Annotated in this window: 21 protein-coding genes; 16 read left to right on the top strand and 5 right to left on the bottom strand. The window is 69.9% G+C overall.

The window, feature by feature from the left end; translation table 11 throughout:
• Positions 1-782, bottom strand: a 782-nt coding sequence (locus VGO10_RS19575; RefSeq protein ID WP_327471578.1) for an NAD-dependent epimerase/dehydratase family protein, incomplete at its 3' end; no start/stop codon positions are given.
• A 77-nt stretch (positions 783-859) separates the two neighbouring features.
• Here VGO10_RS19575 and VGO10_RS19580 point away from each other — a divergent pair.
• The gene (locus tag VGO10_RS19580) at positions 860-2,473 is read left to right on the top strand and encodes an acyl-CoA mutase large subunit family protein (protein ID WP_327471581.1); all 1,614 of its coding nucleotides are present in this window, start codon (positions 860-862) and stop codon (positions 2,471-2,473) included.
• 59 nt (positions 2,474-2,532) lie between these two features.
• On the top strand, positions 2,533-3,009 hold the full coding sequence (locus tag VGO10_RS19585) for a DUF2269 family protein (protein WP_327471583.1): 477 nt from the start codon (positions 2,533-2,535) through the stop codon (positions 3,007-3,009).
• A gap of 88 nt (positions 3,010-3,097) precedes the next feature.
• On the opposite strand, the gene VGO10_RS19590 is transcribed toward VGO10_RS19585, so the two are convergent.
• From VGO10_RS19590 to VGO10_RS19600, 3 genes are all read right to left on the bottom strand, one after another.
• Positions 3,098-3,934, bottom strand: coding sequence for a hypothetical protein (locus tag VGO10_RS19590; RefSeq protein WP_327471585.1), 837 nt, complete (start codon positions 3,932-3,934; stop codon positions 3,098-3,100).
• A 77-nt stretch (positions 3,935-4,011) separates the two neighbouring features.
• On the bottom strand, positions 4,012-4,944 hold the full coding sequence (locus tag VGO10_RS19595) for a multicopper oxidase domain-containing protein (RefSeq protein ID WP_327471587.1): 933 nt from the start codon (positions 4,942-4,944) through the stop codon (positions 4,012-4,014).
• Positions 4,941-5,921: a hypothetical protein gene (locus VGO10_RS19600; protein ID WP_327471589.1), complete on the bottom strand. Its 981-nt coding sequence runs from the start codon at positions 5,919-5,921 to the stop codon at positions 4,941-4,943. The genes VGO10_RS19595 and VGO10_RS19600 overlap by 4 nt, the downstream gene beginning before the upstream one ends.
• Before the next feature lie 360 nt (positions 5,922-6,281).
• On the opposite strand from VGO10_RS19600, the gene VGO10_RS19605 reads away from it, so the two are divergent.
• The 8 genes from VGO10_RS19605 to VGO10_RS19640 all read left to right on the top strand — a co-directional run bounded on the left by VGO10_RS19605 (position 6,282) and on the right by VGO10_RS19640 (position 14,534).
• Positions 6,282-6,950, top strand: a complete 669-nt coding sequence (locus VGO10_RS19605; protein WP_327471591.1) for a hypothetical protein — start codon at positions 6,282-6,284, stop codon at positions 6,948-6,950.
• Positions 6,951-7,004: 54 nt separating this feature from the next.
• Positions 7,005-8,576 (top strand): acyl-CoA carboxylase subunit beta, encoded by a 1,572-nt coding sequence (locus VGO10_RS19610; RefSeq protein ID WP_327471593.1) that lies wholly within the window; start codon positions 7,005-7,007, stop codon positions 8,574-8,576.
• Between the two features lie 144 nt (positions 8,577-8,720).
• Positions 8,721-9,092 carry a helix-turn-helix transcriptional regulator gene (locus VGO10_RS19615; RefSeq protein WP_327471595.1) on the top strand — a complete coding sequence of 124 codons (372 nt, stop codon included), beginning with the start codon at positions 8,721-8,723 and terminating at the stop codon, positions 9,090-9,092.
• Positions 9,089-10,396, top strand: coding sequence for a type II toxin-antitoxin system HipA family toxin (locus tag VGO10_RS19620; protein ID WP_327471597.1), 1,308 nt, complete (start codon positions 9,089-9,091; stop codon positions 10,394-10,396). Before VGO10_RS19615 ends, VGO10_RS19620 begins: the two co-directional genes overlap by 4 nt.
• A 64-nt stretch (positions 10,397-10,460) precedes the next feature.
• A complete protein-coding gene (locus VGO10_RS19625) occupies positions 10,461-11,675 on the top strand; it encodes an NAD(P)/FAD-dependent oxidoreductase (protein WP_327471599.1) in 1,215 nt (404 codons plus the stop codon).
• The gene (locus VGO10_RS19630) at positions 11,672-12,550 is read left to right on the top strand and encodes an alpha/beta hydrolase (RefSeq protein ID WP_327471601.1); all 879 of its coding nucleotides are present in this window, start codon (positions 11,672-11,674) and stop codon (positions 12,548-12,550) included. The genes VGO10_RS19625 and VGO10_RS19630 overlap by 4 nt, the downstream gene beginning before the upstream one ends.
• Positions 12,551-12,560: 10 nt before the next feature.
• Positions 12,561-12,851, top strand: coding sequence for an NIPSNAP family protein (locus VGO10_RS19635; protein WP_327471603.1), 291 nt, complete (start codon positions 12,561-12,563; stop codon positions 12,849-12,851).
• 54 nt (positions 12,852-12,905) lie between these two features.
• Positions 12,906-14,534: an alkaline phosphatase D family protein gene (locus VGO10_RS19640; protein WP_327471605.1), complete on the top strand. Its 1,629-nt coding sequence runs from the start codon at positions 12,906-12,908 to the stop codon at positions 14,532-14,534.
• A gap of 8 nt (positions 14,535-14,542) precedes the next feature.
• Here the strand turns inward: VGO10_RS19640 and VGO10_RS19645 are convergent, their stop codons facing one another.
• Positions 14,543-15,490, bottom strand: coding sequence for a hypothetical protein (locus VGO10_RS19645; protein ID WP_327471607.1), 948 nt, complete (start codon positions 15,488-15,490; stop codon positions 14,543-14,545).
• 84 nt (positions 15,491-15,574) lie between these two features.
• Here VGO10_RS19645 and VGO10_RS19650 point away from each other — a divergent pair, with 84 nt between their 5' ends.
• The 6 genes from VGO10_RS19650 to VGO10_RS19675 all read left to right on the top strand — a co-directional run bounded on the left by VGO10_RS19650 (position 15,575) and on the right by VGO10_RS19675 (position 18,865).
• The gene (locus tag VGO10_RS19650) at positions 15,575-16,036 is read left to right on the top strand and encodes an FCD domain-containing protein (RefSeq protein WP_327471609.1); all 462 of its coding nucleotides are present in this window, start codon (positions 15,575-15,577) and stop codon (positions 16,034-16,036) included.
• Positions 16,037-16,046: 10 nt separating this feature from the next.
• Positions 16,047-16,562 carry a nitroreductase/quinone reductase family protein gene (locus VGO10_RS19655; protein ID WP_327471611.1) on the top strand — a complete coding sequence of 172 codons (516 nt, stop codon included), beginning with the start codon at positions 16,047-16,049 and terminating at the stop codon, positions 16,560-16,562.
• A gap of 10 nt (positions 16,563-16,572) precedes the next feature.
• Positions 16,573-16,797, top strand: a complete 225-nt coding sequence (locus VGO10_RS19660; RefSeq protein ID WP_327471613.1) for a hypothetical protein — start codon at positions 16,573-16,575, stop codon at positions 16,795-16,797.
• 129 nt (positions 16,798-16,926) lie between these two features.
• Positions 16,927-17,265: a YciI family protein gene (locus tag VGO10_RS19665; RefSeq protein ID WP_327471614.1), complete on the top strand. Its 339-nt coding sequence runs from the start codon at positions 16,927-16,929 to the stop codon at positions 17,263-17,265.
• Between the two features lie 8 nt (positions 17,266-17,273).
• Positions 17,274-17,621 (top strand): YciI family protein, encoded by a 348-nt coding sequence (locus VGO10_RS19670; protein WP_327471616.1) that lies wholly within the window; start codon positions 17,274-17,276, stop codon positions 17,619-17,621.
• Entirely contained in the window at positions 17,618-18,865 is a 1,248-nt protein-coding gene (locus VGO10_RS19675; protein WP_327471618.1) for an RNA polymerase sigma factor, read from the top strand. Before VGO10_RS19670 ends, VGO10_RS19675 begins: the two co-directional genes overlap by 4 nt.
• The last annotated feature ends 35 nt before the right edge of the window (positions 18,866-18,900 follow it).

Raw genomic sequence — 18,900 nt, forward strand, 5'->3', positions numbered from 1 at the left:
GAGCTCGATCCCGTCAGCTCCCTGACCGTCTCCGCCAGCTCCAGCAATGTGAACTCATCCGGGTTGCCGATGTTGACCGGGTCATGGTGGCCGGACTCCGCCAACGCGATGATTCCGCGGATCAAGTCGCTGACGTAGCAAAAGGACCGTGTCTGGGAGCCATCGCCGAACACGGTGATCGGCCTGTCCGCCAGCGCCTGGCGCAGGAAGGTCGGGATCGCACGCCCGTCATGCGGGCGCATGCGACTGCCATATGTGTTGAAGATCCTCACGATCGCCGTGTCCACGCCCTGCTGGCGGTGATAGGCCATCGTCAGCGCCTCGGCATAGCGCTTGGCCTCGTCATAGACCCCGCGCGGACCGATCGGGTTGACGTGGCCCCAGTAGCCCTCGGACTGCGGGTGCTCCTGTGGATCGCCGTACACCTCGCTCGTGGAGGCGATCAGGAAGCGCGCCCGTTTGGCCTTGGCCAGGCCGAGCGTGTGGTGGGTGCCGTAGGAGCCGACCTTCAGCGTGTGCAGCGGCAACCGCAGATAGTCGATCGGCGAGGCCGGCGAGGCGAGGTGGTAGACGAAGTCCACCGGCTCATCAACGACGTACGGCTCGATGATGTCGAAGTTCAGGTGCACGAACCGCTCGGGATCGCGGATGTGCTCGATGTTCACGAGCGAGCCGGTCTCCAGGTTGTCCACGCAGATCACGCGGTGGCCGCGCGCGAGCAACTCATCGCACAGATGCGAACCGAGGAAGCCGGCGCCACCGGTCACTAGGCAGGTAGCCATCACCGGCAGGATACTCGGGCCCCACCCGCACGACCTGCCGGGAGGCCGGCGTGGGTCCATATGATCTCTTGCCGAGCATGAGCGATCCCGAGGACAATCTGAGCGTCGCACCGATCGTGGGGGCCGACGACCCCCGCCACTTCACGGACTCGGGCATCGAGATCGAGCCACTGTATGGCGAGTCCGACCTGCCCGAGCAGCTCGACCTCGGCGAGCCCGGCGCGTTTCCGTATACGCGTGGCGTGCACCGCGAGATGTACCGCAAGCAGACGTGGACGATGCGCCAGTACGCCGGCTACGCCTCAGCCAAGGAGTCCAACGAGCGCTACCGCTACCTGCTCTCCAAGGGCTCGACCGGCCTCTCGATGGCCTTCGATCTGCCCACCCAGCTTGGCCTGGACTCCGACAATCCGCGCTGCCTCGGCGAGGTCGGCCGCACCGGCGTGGCGATCGACACGATCGACGACATGCGCACCGCCTTTGACGGCATTCCGCTGAACGAGGTCTCCACCTCCATGACGATCAATGCACCGGCCGCGTGCCTGCTGCTGCTGTACGAGCTCGTCGGCGAGGAGCAGGGCGTGCCCAGCGAGCTGCTGCGCGGCACCACCCAGAACGACGTCCTCAAGGAGTACATCGCACGCGGCAACTACATCTACCCGCCCGTGCCAACGATGCGGCTGACGACCGACCTGTTCCGGTACTGCCACGAGCGCGTGCCGAAGTGGAACACGATCTCGATCTCCGGCTATCACTTCCGCGAGAAGGGCTGCTCCGCCGTGCAGGAGGTCGCCTTCACGCTCTCATCGGGCATCGCCTACGTGCAGGCCGCGATCGAGACGGGCCTGGACGTCAACGATTTTGCGCCACGGCTGGCGTTCTTCTTCAATGGGCACAACAACGTCTTTCAGGAGGTGGCGAAGTTCCGCGCCGCGCGCCGCATGTGGGCGCACATCATGCGCGACCGCTTCGGCGCCACCAATCCGAAGGCGACGATGCTGCGCTTCCATACGCAGACCGGCGGCGTCACGTTGACCGCGCAGCAGCCGGAGAACAACATCGTGCGCGTCGCGTTGCAGGGCTTCGCCGCCGTCTGCGGCGGCACCCAGTCACTGCACACCAACGGCTTTGACGAGGCGCTGGCGCTGCCGACCGAGCACGCCGCCAAGATCGCGCTGCGCACGCAGCAGATCCTCGCGCACGAGTCGGGCGCAAGCGACACCGTCGATCCGTTCGCCGGCTCCTACTTCGTCGAGTCGCTGACGGATGAGATCGAAGCGCGCGCCAACGAGCTGATCGCGAAGGTGGACGAGCTCGGCGGCTCCGTCAACGCGATCCAGTTCATCACCGGCGAGATCGACGAGTCGGCGTGGGGCTACCAGGAGCGCTACCGCCTCGGTCAGGACATCGTGGTCGGCGTCAACAAGTACGAAGAGGACGAGATCGAGGTCCCGGACCTCCTGCGCGTCGACCCCGAATCCGAGAACCAGCAGGTCACGCGCCTGAAGGAGTTCAAGGCCAACCGCGATCAGGCCAAGGTCGACGAGCGCCTCGAGCAACTGCGCACCGCCGCGCGCGGCAGCGACAACCTGCTGCCCGCCATCAAGGACGCGCTGCGCGACCGCGCCTCGATGGGCGAGGTCTGCGGAGCGATGCAGGACGTCTTCGGCAAGTACCAGCCAAACTTCTGATGGCGACCGTGATCTCCGCCAGCGCCACCCGTCAGAAGTTCGGGCCCACCTTCTAGGCCATGGTCCTCGCGTCGATCACGTTCTACGGCGTCGTCCTCGCCGTCCACATCATGGGCGTCGTCGTCGCGTTCGGCTCGTTCTTCGCCTACCCGGCGTTCATGCCGTGGGCGCGCAGGAACCATCCGCAGGCGATGCCGGTGATCCACGAGCTGAGCGCTCGCATTGGACGGATGGTCGTCTCTCCCGGGCTCGCCGTCGTGCTGGTCTGCGGGATCTACCTGGCCAGCAAGCTGCACGCGTGGTCGGAGGTCTGGGTCTCGGTCCCGCTGGTGATCCTGGTCCTTATCGGCGGCCTGGGCGGCATGTTCTTCGCGCCCAGCGACCGGAGGCTCGCCGCGCTCGCCACGCGCGACATCGAGGCCGGCGGCGAGCTCTCAGCGGAGTACGACGAGCTCTTCCGCCGCGTCGCAGCCGCGGGCCTCGCGGTCATCGCCCTCGTGCTCGTCGCGATCTTCTTCATGGCGGCCAAGCCTTAGTCACCACCCAGCCACGTCGAGGGACGACTGATGATCCGTAGAGGACCATCAGTCGTCCCTCGACGTGGCTGGGTGGTGACTGGTGGGGCTAGTGGTGGTGGTGTGAGCGCGTGGTGCCGACGTGCACGGTCGCGCTGCGGGCCAGCTCGGTCGCGCCGTCGCGCAGGGTGAGCAGCACGCGCGCGGGCACCGCGGCGCCGCGTGGCACGACGAAGTGCGCGGCCGAGCGCGCGTCGAGCTTGACCGTGGAGATCGGCCACCAGCCGAAGCGCTCGCGCAGCCGCTCCTGCAAGACGACCGTCTGCCCGGGGGCGGCCGGCGTGACCCGGACGTCGATGGCCGTGGTCCCGCCCTTGCGGCGCATCGCGTGGACGGCCACGGCGTGGTCGAGGACGAGCAGTTGCACGGCCGGGCTCTGATCGTCGTCGACCTGCGCGCGGTAGGACGTCGTCGTGTGCGGCACGACCGCGGTCCGGAACGTCCCGTCGGTAGCGACGGGCGTGGTGGTGATCGGCACGAACCCGCCGCCGTCGTCACCCTCGATCGCCACACTGCCGGTGACGCCCGCCGCGACGCGCCCGGTCAACACATAGGGCTTGCCCGAGCCGGCACGCAGGGTCGGCGCGTCGAGCACGACCTCGTGCACGTCGATCTCGCCGGTCATGAACGGGTGCAGCGAGCAGTAGTAGGGGACGGCCCCGACCGTGCTGAAGCGGTGCGCGTAGTGGTCGCCGACGATGACGCGACCGGAGTCGAACGAGCCGTCGGTGGCGACGATGTCGTGCGCACGCGAGCTGTCGTTAGACCACTGCACGGCGTCGCCCGCAACGACGTCGACGCGCGGCGTCCCGAACGCGGCGAAGCCGATGGGAATGCTCGCTGCCGGCGGTGCGCCCGCGTCGGCGCCGCCCATGGTCATGTCCATGCCGGGCATGTGCGCCGCCCGCGCGACGGGTGCGACAGCGAGGAGCGCAACGGCGCCAGCAACAAGCGCGCGGCGCCTCATGCGCGCGTCACGTGGTAGGTGCCGATCATCCCCTGCATCATGTGCTGCTCGACGTGGCAGTGATACAGCCACGTGCCGGGATCCTCCTCGCGCCAGCGAATCCGGAAGCTCTCGGCGGGCCCGACCGTCTGGGTGTCACGCGGCGTGCCGTCCGGCGCGATCCAGCGATGGCCATGGACGTGGAAGGTGTGGTGCTCGGAGCCCATCGCCATCACGTCCCATTGCACGAGCTGGCCGACCTTCGACGTGAAGACCGGCGTGTTGCCGACGAACGCGCGCCCGTCGATCGTCTGGAACGCACCCATCTCGGCGAAGACCACGACGAACTCACGGTCCGGCGCGGCCTCGTGGCGCCCGAGGATCGAGAGCATCCCGTACATGCCGCCGGCGATCGAGTCGTCCATCGACGGCGAGTGGTCGTGATAGGGCCAGACGCCACGCGAGTCGCGCCCGGCGGTTAGCCGATAGGTCCACGTCTTGCCGTATTTGACATCAGCGTCGCCGCCCGAGAAGCCGGGCACGTAGGCGCCGTCGGAGCTGGGCTTGTAGTGCACGCCGTGGAAGTGCATCGAGTGCGGGCGCCGGAACGCGCTGTCGCGGTTCTTGAAATGGATGACGTAGCGGTCGCCGGTCCGCGCCTGCAGCAGCGGGCCCGGGATCAGGTCCTGGTTGCCGCCTTGCGTCGGGTTGTTGAACAGTGGGTGCTTCCAACCGCGCGTGTAGCGGCGGTAGACCACCGTGGGGAACACCGACTGCGCCGTGTCGTAGGTCGTGCCGGTGATCGCGTCACGGCCGTTGGGGATCATGTTCCAGGTCGTGGGCACCGCGGCGACCCAGTACTCGCGCACGGCGCCCGACGCGACGGGGGCGGCGGCCGCAGCCGCCGCCCCCCACGCGCAGATGGCCACGATCGTGGCCAGCCGTCTCACTTGACGGTGACCGTCCCGTGCATGAACGGGTGGATCATGCAGTAGAACTGATAGGTGCCCGGCGCGGCGAACGTCACCGCGTTGGACGAGGGCAACTGCGCCGTCGCGCTGGCGGAGTCCAGCGCTCCGGAGTTCCAGAACCCGTTGCCGTGCGAGGTCGTCGTCAGCGCAGCGGGCGCGCCCGGCACGTCGCTCGGGTAGATCGCGGCGCTGTCGAACGCCGGGCTGTTGACCGATGCGGCAAGCGCGCCGAGGTAGCTCTTCGGATCCTTCTCGGGGTCGCCCGGGCCGGTCGTGGCGGTGTGGACCTCGTAGGAGGCCTTGGCCATCGTGAACGTCACGGTCGTCCCGGCCGCGACGGTGAGCGACGACGGGAAGAAGCTGTAGCTCTCCACGCCACCGGCACCGGCCCCGCCGACGCTGACGGTGTTGGCCGGCGGCTTGGTCGCAGCCAGGCCCTTGGCGACCTTGATCGCCGCGGCGGCCTGGGCGGCTACGCGCTTGGCGTCGGCCTTCGCGCTCGGCACCGGCTTGCTCTTGGCCACGACCTTGATCGTGCCCTTCATGCCCGTGTGCACCGTGCAGAGGTAGGTGAACGTGCCGGCCTTCTTCATCGTGACCGTGAAGGGCTTGGGCTTGTTGGCCAGCGGCAGGCCGGACTGGATGGTCTTGCTGCCGTTGTAGCTGACCGACTTGCCGTAGAGGCCCGCGAGCAGCGACGGCGTGAAGCCGATCTGCGGCTGGCCGTTGAACCAGAAGTCGGCGCCGGCGGCGTCCTTCTCAGCCGTCAGCTGGCCGTTCGGGCTGAGCAGCGGCGTGGGCTTGGCGCCCTTGCCGAGCAGCTCGACGGTGTGAAAGCCCGTCGGCACGAACTTGACCTTGTCGCCGACGTGGACCGAGATGCTGCTCGGGAAGAACGCGTTGGCGTCGGACCCGGCCTTCTGAATGGCCTTCTGCGCGGACAGGGGCGTACCCATGTCCACGGACTTGGTGGCCGCCGAGGCGACCCCGGGGACGGCGGCGAGGCTCGCCACGGCTACCGCGAACGCGGTCTTGGACCTGAAATGCACTACGGACTCCCAACTGACTGGTTTGCAGGACCTTGCTGGACGGTTCACCAGCTCCCGCGCTGGGCGCCGCGCGGAGCAATCTACGTGGAAGTGAAGAATCGGTGAAGGGAGCTGCCCGTACATCAGGGAGATCCTGGTGAAGTTGGCGCGTTGACACTGACGCGCTCGCCGCGGGACATCCCTTGCAGGGGCTTGCCGACGCAGGGATCGCCGCGCCGAGAGGCGAACACCAAGCCGATGCCCGAGCCTCGAGCACAGCGCACCCTCGTGAAGTCTCCGCCCGAGATCTGGGCCGAGGTCAGCGACGTCAGCACCCTGGCGCGCCACCTCGGCGAGTTCGGCGAGATCCGCATCACCCGGCTGGAGGCCGAGACCACCGTCGTCTGGGAGGGCGACCGCGCACGCGGCACAGTGGAGCTCGAGGCCTCCGGCTGGGGAACGAAGGTGACGATCACGGCCGAGGCGATCGCGACGGACGACGCCGAGGTTGAGGTCGAAGAGGTAGAGGCAGAGGTCGTGGAGGCCCAGCCGGAGCCGGAGATCGTGGCCGAGGAGCCCGAGCCCGAGGCAGACAAGGACGCGGCGCCGGTCGAGGCCGAGGTGGTCGAAGAGATCGTCGCGACGCCAGAGCCGCGACGCGGCCTCTTCGCCCGGCTGCGGCGCCGTCGTCGGACCGCTGAACCCCTCATCGAGCCCGTCGCGGCCGAGCCGGAGCCGGAGCCCGAACCAGAGCCCGTCGCCGAGATCACCGAGGCCGTCGAGGTCCGGGACGCCATCGAAACCCCCGAGATCGCCGAGCCCGAACTCGACGGCGAGATCACCGCCAGCGCCGCGGCTGCCACCGCGGCGTTCGATCCCGAGCAGGTCGAAGCCGTCCTCGTCGGCGTGCTCGACGACCTCGGCTCCGCGCACCACCGCCCCTTCTCGCGCGGCTGACCCGGGGTCGCGCGGCGCACGGCCGGGCCGGCGAACTAGAGTTCGCCGCCGCCCATGACCCAGCGCCAGCACAACCCCGAGACCTTCGATGAGAAGCTCGCCCAGCTCAACGAGCTGCGCGAGGCGGCCATGCACTCCTCGCCCGAGGCCGAGGAGAAGCAGCACGCCCGCGGCAAGCTGACCGCCCGCGAGCGGATCGAGAAGCTGCTGGACCCGGGCTCGTTCCAGGAGCTCGACACGTTCGTGCGCCACCGCACGATCGACTTCGACATGCAGAAGCAGCGTCCGTGGGGCGACGCGGTCGTGACCGGCCACGGCACGATCGAGGGGCGCAAGGTCTGCGTCTTCTCCCAGGACTTCACCGTCTTCGGCGGCTCGCTCGGCGAGGTCATGGCCGAGAAGATGTGCAAGATCATGGATCTCGCGGCCAAGATCGGCTGCCCCGTGATCGGCATCAACGACTCCGGCGGCGCGCGGATCCAGGAGGGCGTCGTCTCGCTCGGCGCCTACGGCGACGTCTTCGTGCGCAACGTCAAGTGCTCGGGCGTCATCCCGCAGATCAGCCTGATCATGGGCCCGTGCGCGGGCGGCGCGGTCTACTCACCGGCGATCACCGACTTCATATTCATGGTGAAGGAGTCCTCGCACATGTTCATCACCGGCCCCGACGTCATCAAGACGGTCACGGGCGAGGAGGTGGACTTCGAGTCGCTCGGCGGCGCGATGACGCACAACACGAAGTCCGGCGTCGCCCACCTCGCGGCCGACGACGAGGACCAGCTGCTCGAGGACACCCGCTACTTCATGGGGTTCCTGCCGCAGAACAACCTGGAGATCCCGCCGCGGCTGGCGCCGACCGACGACCCCAACCGCATGGACGAGGAGCTCGACTCCGCCGTCCCCGACAACCCCAACAAGCCGTATGACATGCGCAACGTCATCCGGCTGGTGGTCGACGACGGCGAGTTCTTCGAGATCCACGAGCACTTCGCCAAGAACATCATCTGCGGCTTCTCGCGCCTGGACGGCTTCGCGGTCGGCGTCGTCGGCAACCAGCCGGCGCACATGGCCGGCGTGCTGGACATCGACGCCTCGGCCAAGGCCGCGCGCTTCGTCCGCACGTGCGACGCCTACAACATCCCGATCATCACCTTCACCGACGTGCCGGGCTTCCTGCCGGGCACCAGCCAAGAGTGGGGCGGCATCATCCGCCACGGCGCCAAGCTGTTGTACGCCTACACCGAGGCGACGGTCCCGAAGATCACGGTCATCACCCGCAAGGCCTACGGCGGCGCCTACGACGTCATGGCCTCCAAGCACCTGCTGGCCGACTTCAACTTTGCCTGGCCGCAGGCCGAGGTCGCGGTCATGGGCCCCGAGGGCGCGGTCAACATCATCTACCGCCGCGATCTCGCGTCCTCGCCGACGCCCGAGGAGCGGCGCAAGAAGCTGATGGACGACTACAAGGCGCGCTTCGCCAACCCCTACAGCGCGGCCGAACGCGGCTACATCGACGATGTGATCACGCCGCACGAGACGCGCCCCAAGCTCATCAACGCGCTGCATACGCTGCAGACCAAGCGCGAGCCGGGCCCGAAGCGCAAGCACGGCAACATCCCACTCTAGCGTTAGCGCATCAATCTTGATGCTTTATCCCCGATATCAAGGATAAAGCATCAGAACTGAGGCTTGACGGCGGCCACTCCATGGTAGACTAAGCATCGCTTTCGATGCTTTATCCCCGGAAACGGCCTTAACGCCTCAGAACTGATGCATCTCACAGAGCTTCTCACCGACGACGCGGCGCTCGCCGAGCTCGGGCAGCGGCTCGCGCGCCATCGCGTCGCGCGCAACCGCACGCAGGCCGAACTGGCCAAGGAGGCGGGCATCGGGCGCGCGACGCTCCAGCGCCTCGAGCGTGGTGAGTCGGTGCAGATGACCTCGCTGATCCGGCTCCTGCGGACGCTCGGGCTGCTCGGCGCGCTGGATGCGGCGATCCCCGAGACCATCGCATTCCCGATCGCCCAACTGGAGCGCGAGCGTCGCGGGGAGCGCCAGCGGGTGCGCACATCAAGCGACGATCCAGCGGCCAAAGAAGCCGCGCCGTGGCGCTGGGGTGACGAGGCGGAGCCCACCCGATGACGATCGCGGCCGTGACGCTTTGGGGCAGTCGCATCGCGGCGGTCTCGATCGCGGGACGGGAGCGCTACGCGACGTTCCAGTACGACGAGGCGTTCGTGCGCAGCGGGCTCCAGCTGTCACCGGCGCAAATGCCGTTGCGCAATGTTCCCTACCGCTTTCCCGGCCTGCCCGCCGACGCCTTCCGCGGGCTGCCCGGCCTGCTGGCCGACGCCCTCCCCGACCGCTGGGGCACCGCGCTCGTCGACGCCTGGCTGGCCTCCCAGGGTCGCGACGAGGCGAGCTTCGACGTCGTGCAGCGCCTCTGCTACGTCGGCTCCCGCGCGATGGGCGCGCTGGAGTTCGAGCCCGCGCAGGGACCTCAGAGCGATGACGCCACAGATCTCCAGGTCGGCGGGCTGGTCGCGCTCGCCAGCGAGGTTCTCGCGCAGCGCTCGGCCTTCGTGGCCGAACTCTCCGAGCACCCTGAGGAGGCAGCGATGCGCGCGATCCTGGAGGTCGGCACGTCCGCCGGCGGCGCACGCCCGAAGGCGATCATCGCCTACAACGACGCCACCGGCCAGGTCCGCTCCGGGCAGGTCGATGCCGAGCCGGGCTTCCGCCAGTGGCTGCTGAAATTCGACGGCGTCGCCCGCGCCGGCGATCACGGCCTCCAGGATCCGCAGGGCTGGGGCCTGATCGAGTTCGCCTACGCCAGCATGGCTGTCGCGGCCGGAATCGAGATGACCGAGTCCCGGCTGCTGGCCGAGAACGGGCGCCATCACTTCATGACCCGCCGCTTCGACCGTCCCGACGGCGGCGGCAAGCTGCACGTGCAGACGCTCGGGGCGCTGGAGCACATCAGCTACAACGAGCCTGGGATTTACAGCTACGAGCGCGCGCTGCTGCTCATGCGCAAGCTCGGGCTGGGCACACCGGCCGTCGAGCAGCAGTTTCGTCGCATGGTCTTCAACGTCGTCGCCCGCAACCAGGACGACCACGTCAAGAACATTGCCTTCCTCATGGACCGCAGCGGTGCGTGGTCGCTCGCGCCCGCCTACGACGTGACGTGGGCGTGGAAGGCCGGCAACCCGTGGCTGGACCGCCATCAGATGTCGATCAACGGCAAGCGCGACGGGTTCACGATCGCCGACCTCCGAGGGGTCGAGCGCCTCGCCGGCCTCACGCGCGGACGCGCACGGGCGATCCTCGCCGAGGTCGGCGAGGTCGTGGGCAAGTGGCCCGCGTTCGCCGAAGCCGCAGGGGTCGGCGCGGAGCTGGCCGAAGAGATCGCCCGCTCGCACCGGCTCACGCTGCCCGCCGGCTGAGACCGCCACAAGCCACATACGGCACAGAGTTGCGCGAAGCAACTCACAGCGATAGCTTTCGACCATGCCGGAACAGACGGATGTGGTCATCGCCGGTGGCAGCGTCGCCGGGTGTGCCTTGGCCGCCCTGCTGGGCCGCCAGGGCATCAACGTGACGGTGCTCGAGAAGAGCCCCAAGCCCGAGCACTACAAGGTCGTGTGCTCGCACTTCATCCAGGCGGGCGCCACACCGGTGCTCCAACGGCTCGGCATCGACGCCACGATGGAACGCGCAGGAGCGCTGCGCAACGGTCTGGACGTGTGGACCGAGGCGGGGTGGTACTCGATGCCCGACGACGGCTACGGCTACAACCTGCGGCGCGAGAAGCTCGACCCGATGCTGCGCGAGCTCGCGGCCCGGACCCCGAACGTGGAGGTCCGCCAGGGCGTCACCGTCGACGCCGTCTCGCGCGACGCCACGGGCCGCCCCTCCGGCCTGCGCGGCCGCACGACCTCCGGCGAGGAGGTCGCGATCGACGCGCAGGTCGTCGTCGGCGCCGACGGCCGCGGCTCCTCGATCGCACGCCTGGCCGACATCCCCGGCCGCGTGTTGCCCCATGGCCGCTTCGGCTACATGGGCTACTACGAGGGGTTGGAGCTGGAGAGCGCGCCCGGCCACTCCCAGATGTGGCTGACCGGCCGCGACATCCTCTACTGCTTCCCGAACGACGACGGCGTGACCGTCGCCGCGCTGTTCCTGCACAAGGACCGCCTGCCGGAGTTCAAGGCCGACAAGGAGGCCGCGTTCCTGAAGGCCTTCGCAGCGCTCGACCGCGCGCCCGACCTTCCCGGCGCCACGCGCGTCGGACCGATGATCGGCAAGCTCGACCTGCCCAACGTGCGCCGCCCCGCCGCTCGGCCCGGCATCGCCTTCGTCGGCGACGCGGCGCAGGCCAGCGACCCTGTCTGGGGCGTCGGCGTCGGCTTCGCGCTGCAGTCCGCGGCCTGGCTGGCCGACGAGCTCGCCGGCGCGCTGACCGCAGGCGCCGATCCGGACCCGGCGCTGCAGCGCTACCGGCGCAAGCACCGGCGCGGGCTGGCGCTGCACCACCTGCAGACGTCGGACTTCGCCAGCGGCCGCGAGATGAACGTCCTGGAGCGCGCGATGCACCGCGCGGCCACGCGCGACCCGCAGACCGCCGCGATGATGGCCGCCGTGGCGGCCCGTGCCGAGCCGCTGGACCGGATCATGACGCCGCGCCGCTTGGCGCGCGGGATGGCGATGGCGGTGGCACGATGAGCGGTGAGGCAGCGGCGGCGACCGGCGATGCGACCACGCTGCGCTCCTCCGCGGTCACCGTCAACGGCGTGCGCTCGCCCGTCCTGGAGGCCGGCCCGGCGAGCGCCGAGGAGGCCATCGTCTTCGTCCACGGCAACCCGGGCATGGCCGCCCACTGGACCAGGCTGCTGGAGCCCGCCGGAGCCTTCGCGCGGGCGATCGCGCTCGACATGCCCGGCTACGGCGGGGCCGACAAGCCGCGCGATCTCCCCTACACGGTGGACGGGTACGCCGCGCATCTCACCGGCGCGCTCGAGCAACTCGGCGTGCGCCGCGTCCACCTCGTCCTGCATGACTTCGGCGGCCCGTGGGGCCTGCAGTGGGCGGCCGACAACCCGGACCTGCATGCCTCGACCGTGCTCATCAACACCGGCGTGCTCCTGCGCGAGGGCTGGCACGCGCTGGCCAAGGTCTGGCGCACGCCGGTCCTCGGTGAGCTGTTCTTCATGAGCTCGACGCGCGGCGGCTTCCGGCAGTTCATGAAGCGCACCAACCCGCCGACGTTCCCCATGGCCTACGCCGACGAGCTGTTCGACCTCTACGCCGACAAGGCGACGCGGCGGGCGGTCCTCAAGCTCTACCGCAACACGCCGGCCGGGCCGCACGCCGAGGCCGTCGCGCCGCGGCTGCGCGAGCATCCGCGACCGACGCTGGTGGTCTGGGGCGCCAAGGACCCGTACTTGAAGCTGCGCCTCGCCGAGCGCCAGCGCGAGGTCTTCCGTGACGCGCACGTGACGGTCCTGCCCGCCAGCGGCCATTGGCCGTTGGCCGACGACCCGGCGGGCGTCGCCGCGGCCGTCCTGCCGTTCCTGCGCGAGCAGACCGCGGCAGCGTAGGCTGCCGCGCATGCTCTGCCAGGTCCGCACGTACCAGGTCCGCGAGGGTGCGATGGAGGAGTTCGTCGCGCTGTGGCGCGACCACATCGTGCCGGCGCGGGCGGCCCACGGCTTCACCGTGCTCGGCGCCTGGCGCGATCTCGAGGACACCACCTTCACCTGGGTGGTCGGCCACGACGCGCCCGACGGCTGGGAGCCGGTCGAGAAGGCCTACTACGACTCGCCCGAGCGCGCCGGCCTGCCGCGCAACCCCGCCGACTTCCTCGCGGGGTCGCACACCAAGGTCATGCGCCCGGTCTGACGCGCGCAAGCGAACCTTCACACGGGTGACACCCGGTGGATGTAGGTTCGCGCCATGGAGACGACCCGCCGTCAGTTCGTCGCGCGCGCCAGTGGCGCCGCCGCCACCGTCCTGGTCCCGACGTCGCTCGCGACGCCGCTGGCCTCGGCGAAGACCCGGCCGCTGCAGGGCGGCCACTTCCCCGACGGCGTCGTCTCCGGCGACCCGACGCCCAAGGGCGTCAGCCTGTGGACGCGCTTCGATCCGTCCGGCGGCGGCGGGACCGGCACGATCGAGCTGGAGGTCGCGACCGACAAGTCCTTCCGCCACGTGGTCGCGCGCAAGAACGTCAAGACCGGCGCGGCCTCCAACCACGCGGTCAAGGCGCGCGTGGCCGGGCTCAAGGCCCACGAGGAGTACTACTACCGCTTCTCCTCCAAGAGCGCCGACAGCGCCGTCGGCCGCTTCCGGACCGCGCTGCCGGCCGACTCCAAGGCGCCGGTGAAGTTCGCGTTCTTCTCCTGCCAGGACTACACGCACGGCTTCTACAACGCGCTCGACGTCATGGCCGACGGCGACTACGACTTCGTCGTCTGCCTCGGGGACTACATCTACGCCGAGGCCTATCACTCGATCGCAAATGGCACCGGCGTCCGCGACGACAAGATCGGCAGCGAGAACCCCAACAACCCCGACATCGTGCGCGAGGCCATCACCTTGGCCGACTACCGCGCCAAGTACCAGCTCTACCGCACCGACCCGCTGCTGCGCGCCGTGCACGCCAGGTTCCCCATGGTGATGCTCTGGGACGACCACGAGGTCCAGGACAACTACGCGGGCAAGCCGGCCGACGGCGGCCTGCCGCCCGCCAAGCGCTTCAGCCTGGCGCGCAAGAAGGCGGGGCGCCAGGCGTTCTTCGAGAACATGCCGGCCTTCCCCGGTGGCGAGAAGCTCTACCGCAAGCTCTCCTTCGGCGCCAACGTCGACCTCATCGTCATGGACCAGCGGACCTACCGCGACAACCAGCCGTGTGACGACGCGGTCGTCGCGCCGTGCGCCGACTACAACCAGCCGCGCGACTTCCTCGGGCGGCCGCAGATGAACTGGGTCAAGGACGCGCTCGCATCCTCGAAGGCCAAGTGGAAGGTGATGGCCAACGAGGTGACGATCATGCCGACGCGGGTGCTCGGCGGCGCCAACTACACCTACGACAACTGGCTGGGGTACCCGCAGGAGCGCGAGGAGCTGCTGACCCACATCCGCGACAAGCAGATCAAGGACGTGGTGTTCGTCACGGGCGACATCCACACGTTCATCGCCGGCGACGTGCGTACCGGCGACGGCTCCACCGGCGACACGGTCGCCACCGAGCTGGTCGGCGGCTCGATCACCTCCCAGTCGCTGGGCGAGACGACCCTCGACGCGGGCGCCGGCAACAAGATCCAGGGCAACGACGCCAACCCTGCGACGTCGGCCGTGGTGATCGACGCGCTGCGCGGGATCAACCCGCAGGTCGACAACGCCGACTTCGACCACCACGGCTTCGGCGCGGTCACCGCGAGCGCGAACGGCTTCACCTGCGAGCTGGTCCGGATGGACACCATCAAGAAGAAGTCCACCAAGAAGCTGCCGTCAGCGACCTGGACCTACAAGGTGGCCCCGGGCGCACCGTCGATCAAGGGCCAGCATGGTCCGGCCACCTAGACGTAGACCTACAACCTGACGGTCTGCGCCTGCACGCGGCCTTCGCGCCACGCCTCGACGGCCGCCGCGGCGATCGCGAGGTCCTGGATCGCCAGGCCGGTGGAGTCAAAGAGCGTGACGGCGCCGGTGTCCGCGCGGCCGGGCGCCTCGCCGGCCAGGACCGCGCCGAGATCAGTGACGCGGTCGCGCGTCACGAGACCTTCCTCGACCGCGCCCGTCAGCTCGCCGCCATGCGACGCCTGGGCCCACTCGTCGCAGAAGAGCGTGCAGGCGGCGACGGCGCCGATCGTCGCCTCCGCCTTGCCGGGGCCGTCGGCGCCGAGCATGTTGTAGTGCTGCCCGGGGCGCAGGTCGCCGGTGTCGACGACGATCTCCGCACCGGGCGTGATGCAGCAGACGACGTCGGCGGCCAGCGCCTCCTCGCGCGTCCCGACCGACCACCCCAACTCGTTGGCCAGCGCGGCCGCCGCCTCAGGTCGCGGATCGCAGCAGACGCCCGGCCCGTAGCCGTCGGTGGCCAGGCAGCGCGCCGTCCAGGCGCCATGCAGGCCGCAGCCGACGATCCCCACCGTCGCCGCATCGGCGCGCGCCAGCGCCCGCGCGGCCACCGGCGCGACCGCGCCCGTGCGCAGCGCGGTGACCGAGCGCGCGTCGAGCATCGCGATCGGCTCGCTGGTCTCCGCGTCGCTGACCAGCAGGATCCCCATCACCGTCGACAGGTCCCGCGCCGGGTTGGACGGAAACGACGAGATCCACTTCAGGATCGCCAGACCGCCGCCGAGCGCCGGCATCGCACGGAAGTCGCCGTGCGGCGCCGACTCGAGGTAGACCTTGGCCGGCATCAGCCACTCGTCCCGCCGATGGCGCAGGAACGCGTCGCGCGTGCGGTCGATCGCCTCACGTGGCGAGACCGCAGCGAGCACCGCGTCGTAATCCAGAACAGCGACGTCAGGCATCGACCAAGAGTAGATCCACGGTCGTGGTAGCCCCACCGTCGTGACCTTCGGGCGCGGTTAGCGTTGCCAGAGAACGAGATGCCGATGACGTACGAGCCCGTCCCCTTCGACCTCAAGCTGGCACGCGAGGCCTTCGGCACCGCCGCCGAGCTGCACGGCGCCGCCACCCGGCGCGCCGCCGACCGTTTGACCGACGCCGACTACGACCACCTGGCCGCCCACGACGCCGACTACGTCGCCGCGCTGACCGACGGTCGCGTCCAAGACGGCATCGCGGCCGACGACGCCTTCCACCGCGTGATCCTCGACGCCGCCGACGACCCAGACCTGATCGTCTCGGTCGAGCTCCTGCTGCCGCGACTGCGGCGGATGGACCTGTGGCTGTTTGCCCGCAAGGCGTTCGCGCACGGCGAGAGCAGCCATCCCGCGATCATCACCGCGCTGCGCACGGGCAACGCCGAGCTCGCCGCCACCTTGGTGGAGGCGAGCTTCACCACCGCCGGCGAGGAGCTCGCCGCCGCTGTCGAGCGATCGGAGCACAGGTAGGCTCGCGCCCGTGCCGATTCCCGAGGTCGATCCGACAGCTCCCGCGTCGCTGGCCAAGCGCATCATCACGCCGCCGGCGCGCACCCGTGCAGGCCGGTGGACGCTGATGAACATCTCGCGCCGGATCGACCCTGCCATCGTGCGCGTGAGCCGCGGCCGCCTCTCGACCCTGGTCTTCACCCCGGCCGTCCTGCTCACCACCGTCGGGGCCAAAACGGGGGCGCAGCGCACCGCCACGCTCGTCTACTTCACCGACGCGGGCCGCGTCATCCTGATGGCGTCGAACTTCGGCCAGTCGCACCATCCGGCTTGGTATTACAACGTGAAGGCCAACCCCGAGGTCACGCTGTACGCCGGCGGCTACGAGGGCCGCTTCCGCGGCGAAGAGGCCACCGGCGCCGAGCACGACCGCCTGTGGGCGCTGGCCAAGCGCTTCTCGGTCGGGTACGCCGACTACGAGCAGCGCAGCGAGGGGCGCCAGATCCCGGTCCTCGCCTTCTCTCTCGTCGAGCGCCCCGGCCGCTAGGGTTCGCGCCGTGCCCAATCGCCGCCCCCAGCTGGAGATCGTCGCGCCGTCGGCCTCCCCAGAGGAGGCGGCCGCGGTCGTCGCGGCGCTGGAGCAGTTCCTGCGCGACTTCGCTCCGGTGATCGTGGAGGCCGCACCCAAGCAGAACCCCTGGCAGCGCGCCGCGCTGCTGGAGGCCACGGGCCGCGAGCCCGATGGACAGTCGCCCTGGGGCGACCCGGTTCCCTGGGGCTAGACACCCGAGCGCCAACGCGCCAGCCTTGCCTCCGACACCCAGAAGGTGTCGAATCGACCAAGGCCGTCCGTCGATCCTTCGAAGCGGCCGGAACCGCCGGCTGACGCCAACGCCTTCAGGAGGCCCTCCATGCAGTACATGCTGCTCATCTACACGCCGACCGACGCAAGCCCGGAGCAGGCCGAGACGTCCGCGTGGATGTCCTACACCCAGCAGCTCCAGGAGTCGGGCGTGATGGTCGCCGGTGACGGCCTCCAGGGCCTGGACACCGCGACGACGGTCCGCGTGCGCGACGGCGAGTCGTTGGTCACCGACGGCCCGTTCGCCGAGACCAAGGAGATGCTGGCCGGCTACTACCTCCTCGACGTGCCCGACCTCGACGCCGCGCTGGCCTGGGCCGCCAAGATCCCGAGCGTCGGCTACGGCTCGGTCGAGGTGCGTCCGGTCATGGTCTTCGACCAGGGCTGAGCATCAACATGAAGTTCATCTTCCTGCTCTACGTCCCGCAGAAGATCCGCGACGACCCGAACGCCCGTGCGTCGCTGGAGACCTGGATGGCCTATGGCGCCGCGCTGCGACACGAGGGCATCGACCTCGGCAACAACGCGCTCGAGGGCCTGGACATGGCGACCACCGTGCGGGTCCGCGACGGCGAGACGCTCGTCACCGACGGGCCGTTCGCCGAGACCAAGGAGATGCTCGGCGGCTACTACCTCATCGACGTGCCCGACCGCGAGGCGGCGCTGGCGTGGGCGGCCAAGGTGCCGTCCGCGCCGTACGGCTCGATCGAGGTGCGCCCGTTGATGGAGTACGACGGCCCATGACCGACGCGGCGATCGCCAGGGCCTTCAAGGACGAGGGCCCCGCGATCCTCGCGACGCTCATCCGCCAGGTCGGCGACTTCAGCCTCGCCGAGGATGCGCTGCAGGACGCCTTCGCCGCCGCCGTCGCCACGTGGCCGCGCGACGGCGTCCCGGCCAGCCCTGGCGCGTGGATCACCACGACCGCGCGGCGCAAGGCGATCGACCGCCTGCGGCGTGAGCGCGGGTTGGCCGACCGCATCGAGCGCCTCGCCGTGCTGGCGGCGCGCGAGACGGCGACTGCCGTTGAGGAGGAAGACGACGACGTGCCCGACGACGGCGCCATCGCCGACGACCGCCTGCGCCTGCTCTTCACCTGCTGTCACCCCGCGCTGGCGCTGGACGCCCGCGTCGCGCTGACCGTCAAATCGCTCGGCGGGTTGACGACGGCGGAGGTCGCCCACGCTTTCTTGGTCTCAGAGCCCACGATGTACCAGCGGCTCACGCGCGCCAAGCGCAAGATCGCCGCGGCGCACATCCCCTATCGCCTCCCGCCGGCCGAGTTGCTGCCCGAACGGCGCAACGGCGTCCTGGCCGTGATCTACCTGGTGTTCAACGAGGGCTACGCGGCCAGCGACGGCGACCGGCTCGTGCGCGGCGAGCTCTGCGGCGAGGCGATCCGCCTCGGTCGTCTGCTGGTCAACCTGCTGCCCGGCGACCCCGAGGTGCTCGGCCTGCTCGCGCTGATGCTGCTCCAGGACGCCCGGCGCGACGCCCGTGTCGACGCACGCGGCGAGTACGTGGCGCTGGACCGCCAGGACCGGGCGCTCTGGGACCAAGGCCGGATCGCCGAGGGCACGCACGCCCTGGACCAGGCGATCGCAGCACGAGCGCCGGGGCCTTACCAACTCCAAGCCGCGATCGCCGCCCTGCACGCCACCGCCACGGACACCGCAGCCACCGACTGGGTCGAGATCGCCGCGCTCTACGCCGAGCTCGACCGCCGCTCGCCCTCGCCCGTGATCCGCATCAACCGCGCCGCCGCGCTGGCCTTCGCGGGCGCGCCCGAGGCGGGCCTGGAGCTGGTCGCCCCCCTGCTCGACGACCCACGCCTGGACAGCTACGCGCCGCTGCACGCCGCCCATGCCGAGCTCCTGCGCCGCACCGGCGCGGCCGACGCCGCAGCGGCCGCCTATGACCGCGCGATCGCGGCCACCGGCAACGCCGTGCAGCGCGCGGAGCTCGAGCGCCGCCGCGCGGCAGTCTGACGGTACGTTTTCCGCACCGAAAGCGTGCAGAAAAC

The sequence above is a fragment of the Baekduia sp. genome (genome assembly GCF_035996765.1).
Classification (GTDB): Bacteria; Actinomycetota; Thermoleophilia; order Solirubrobacterales; family Solirubrobacteraceae; genus Baekduia.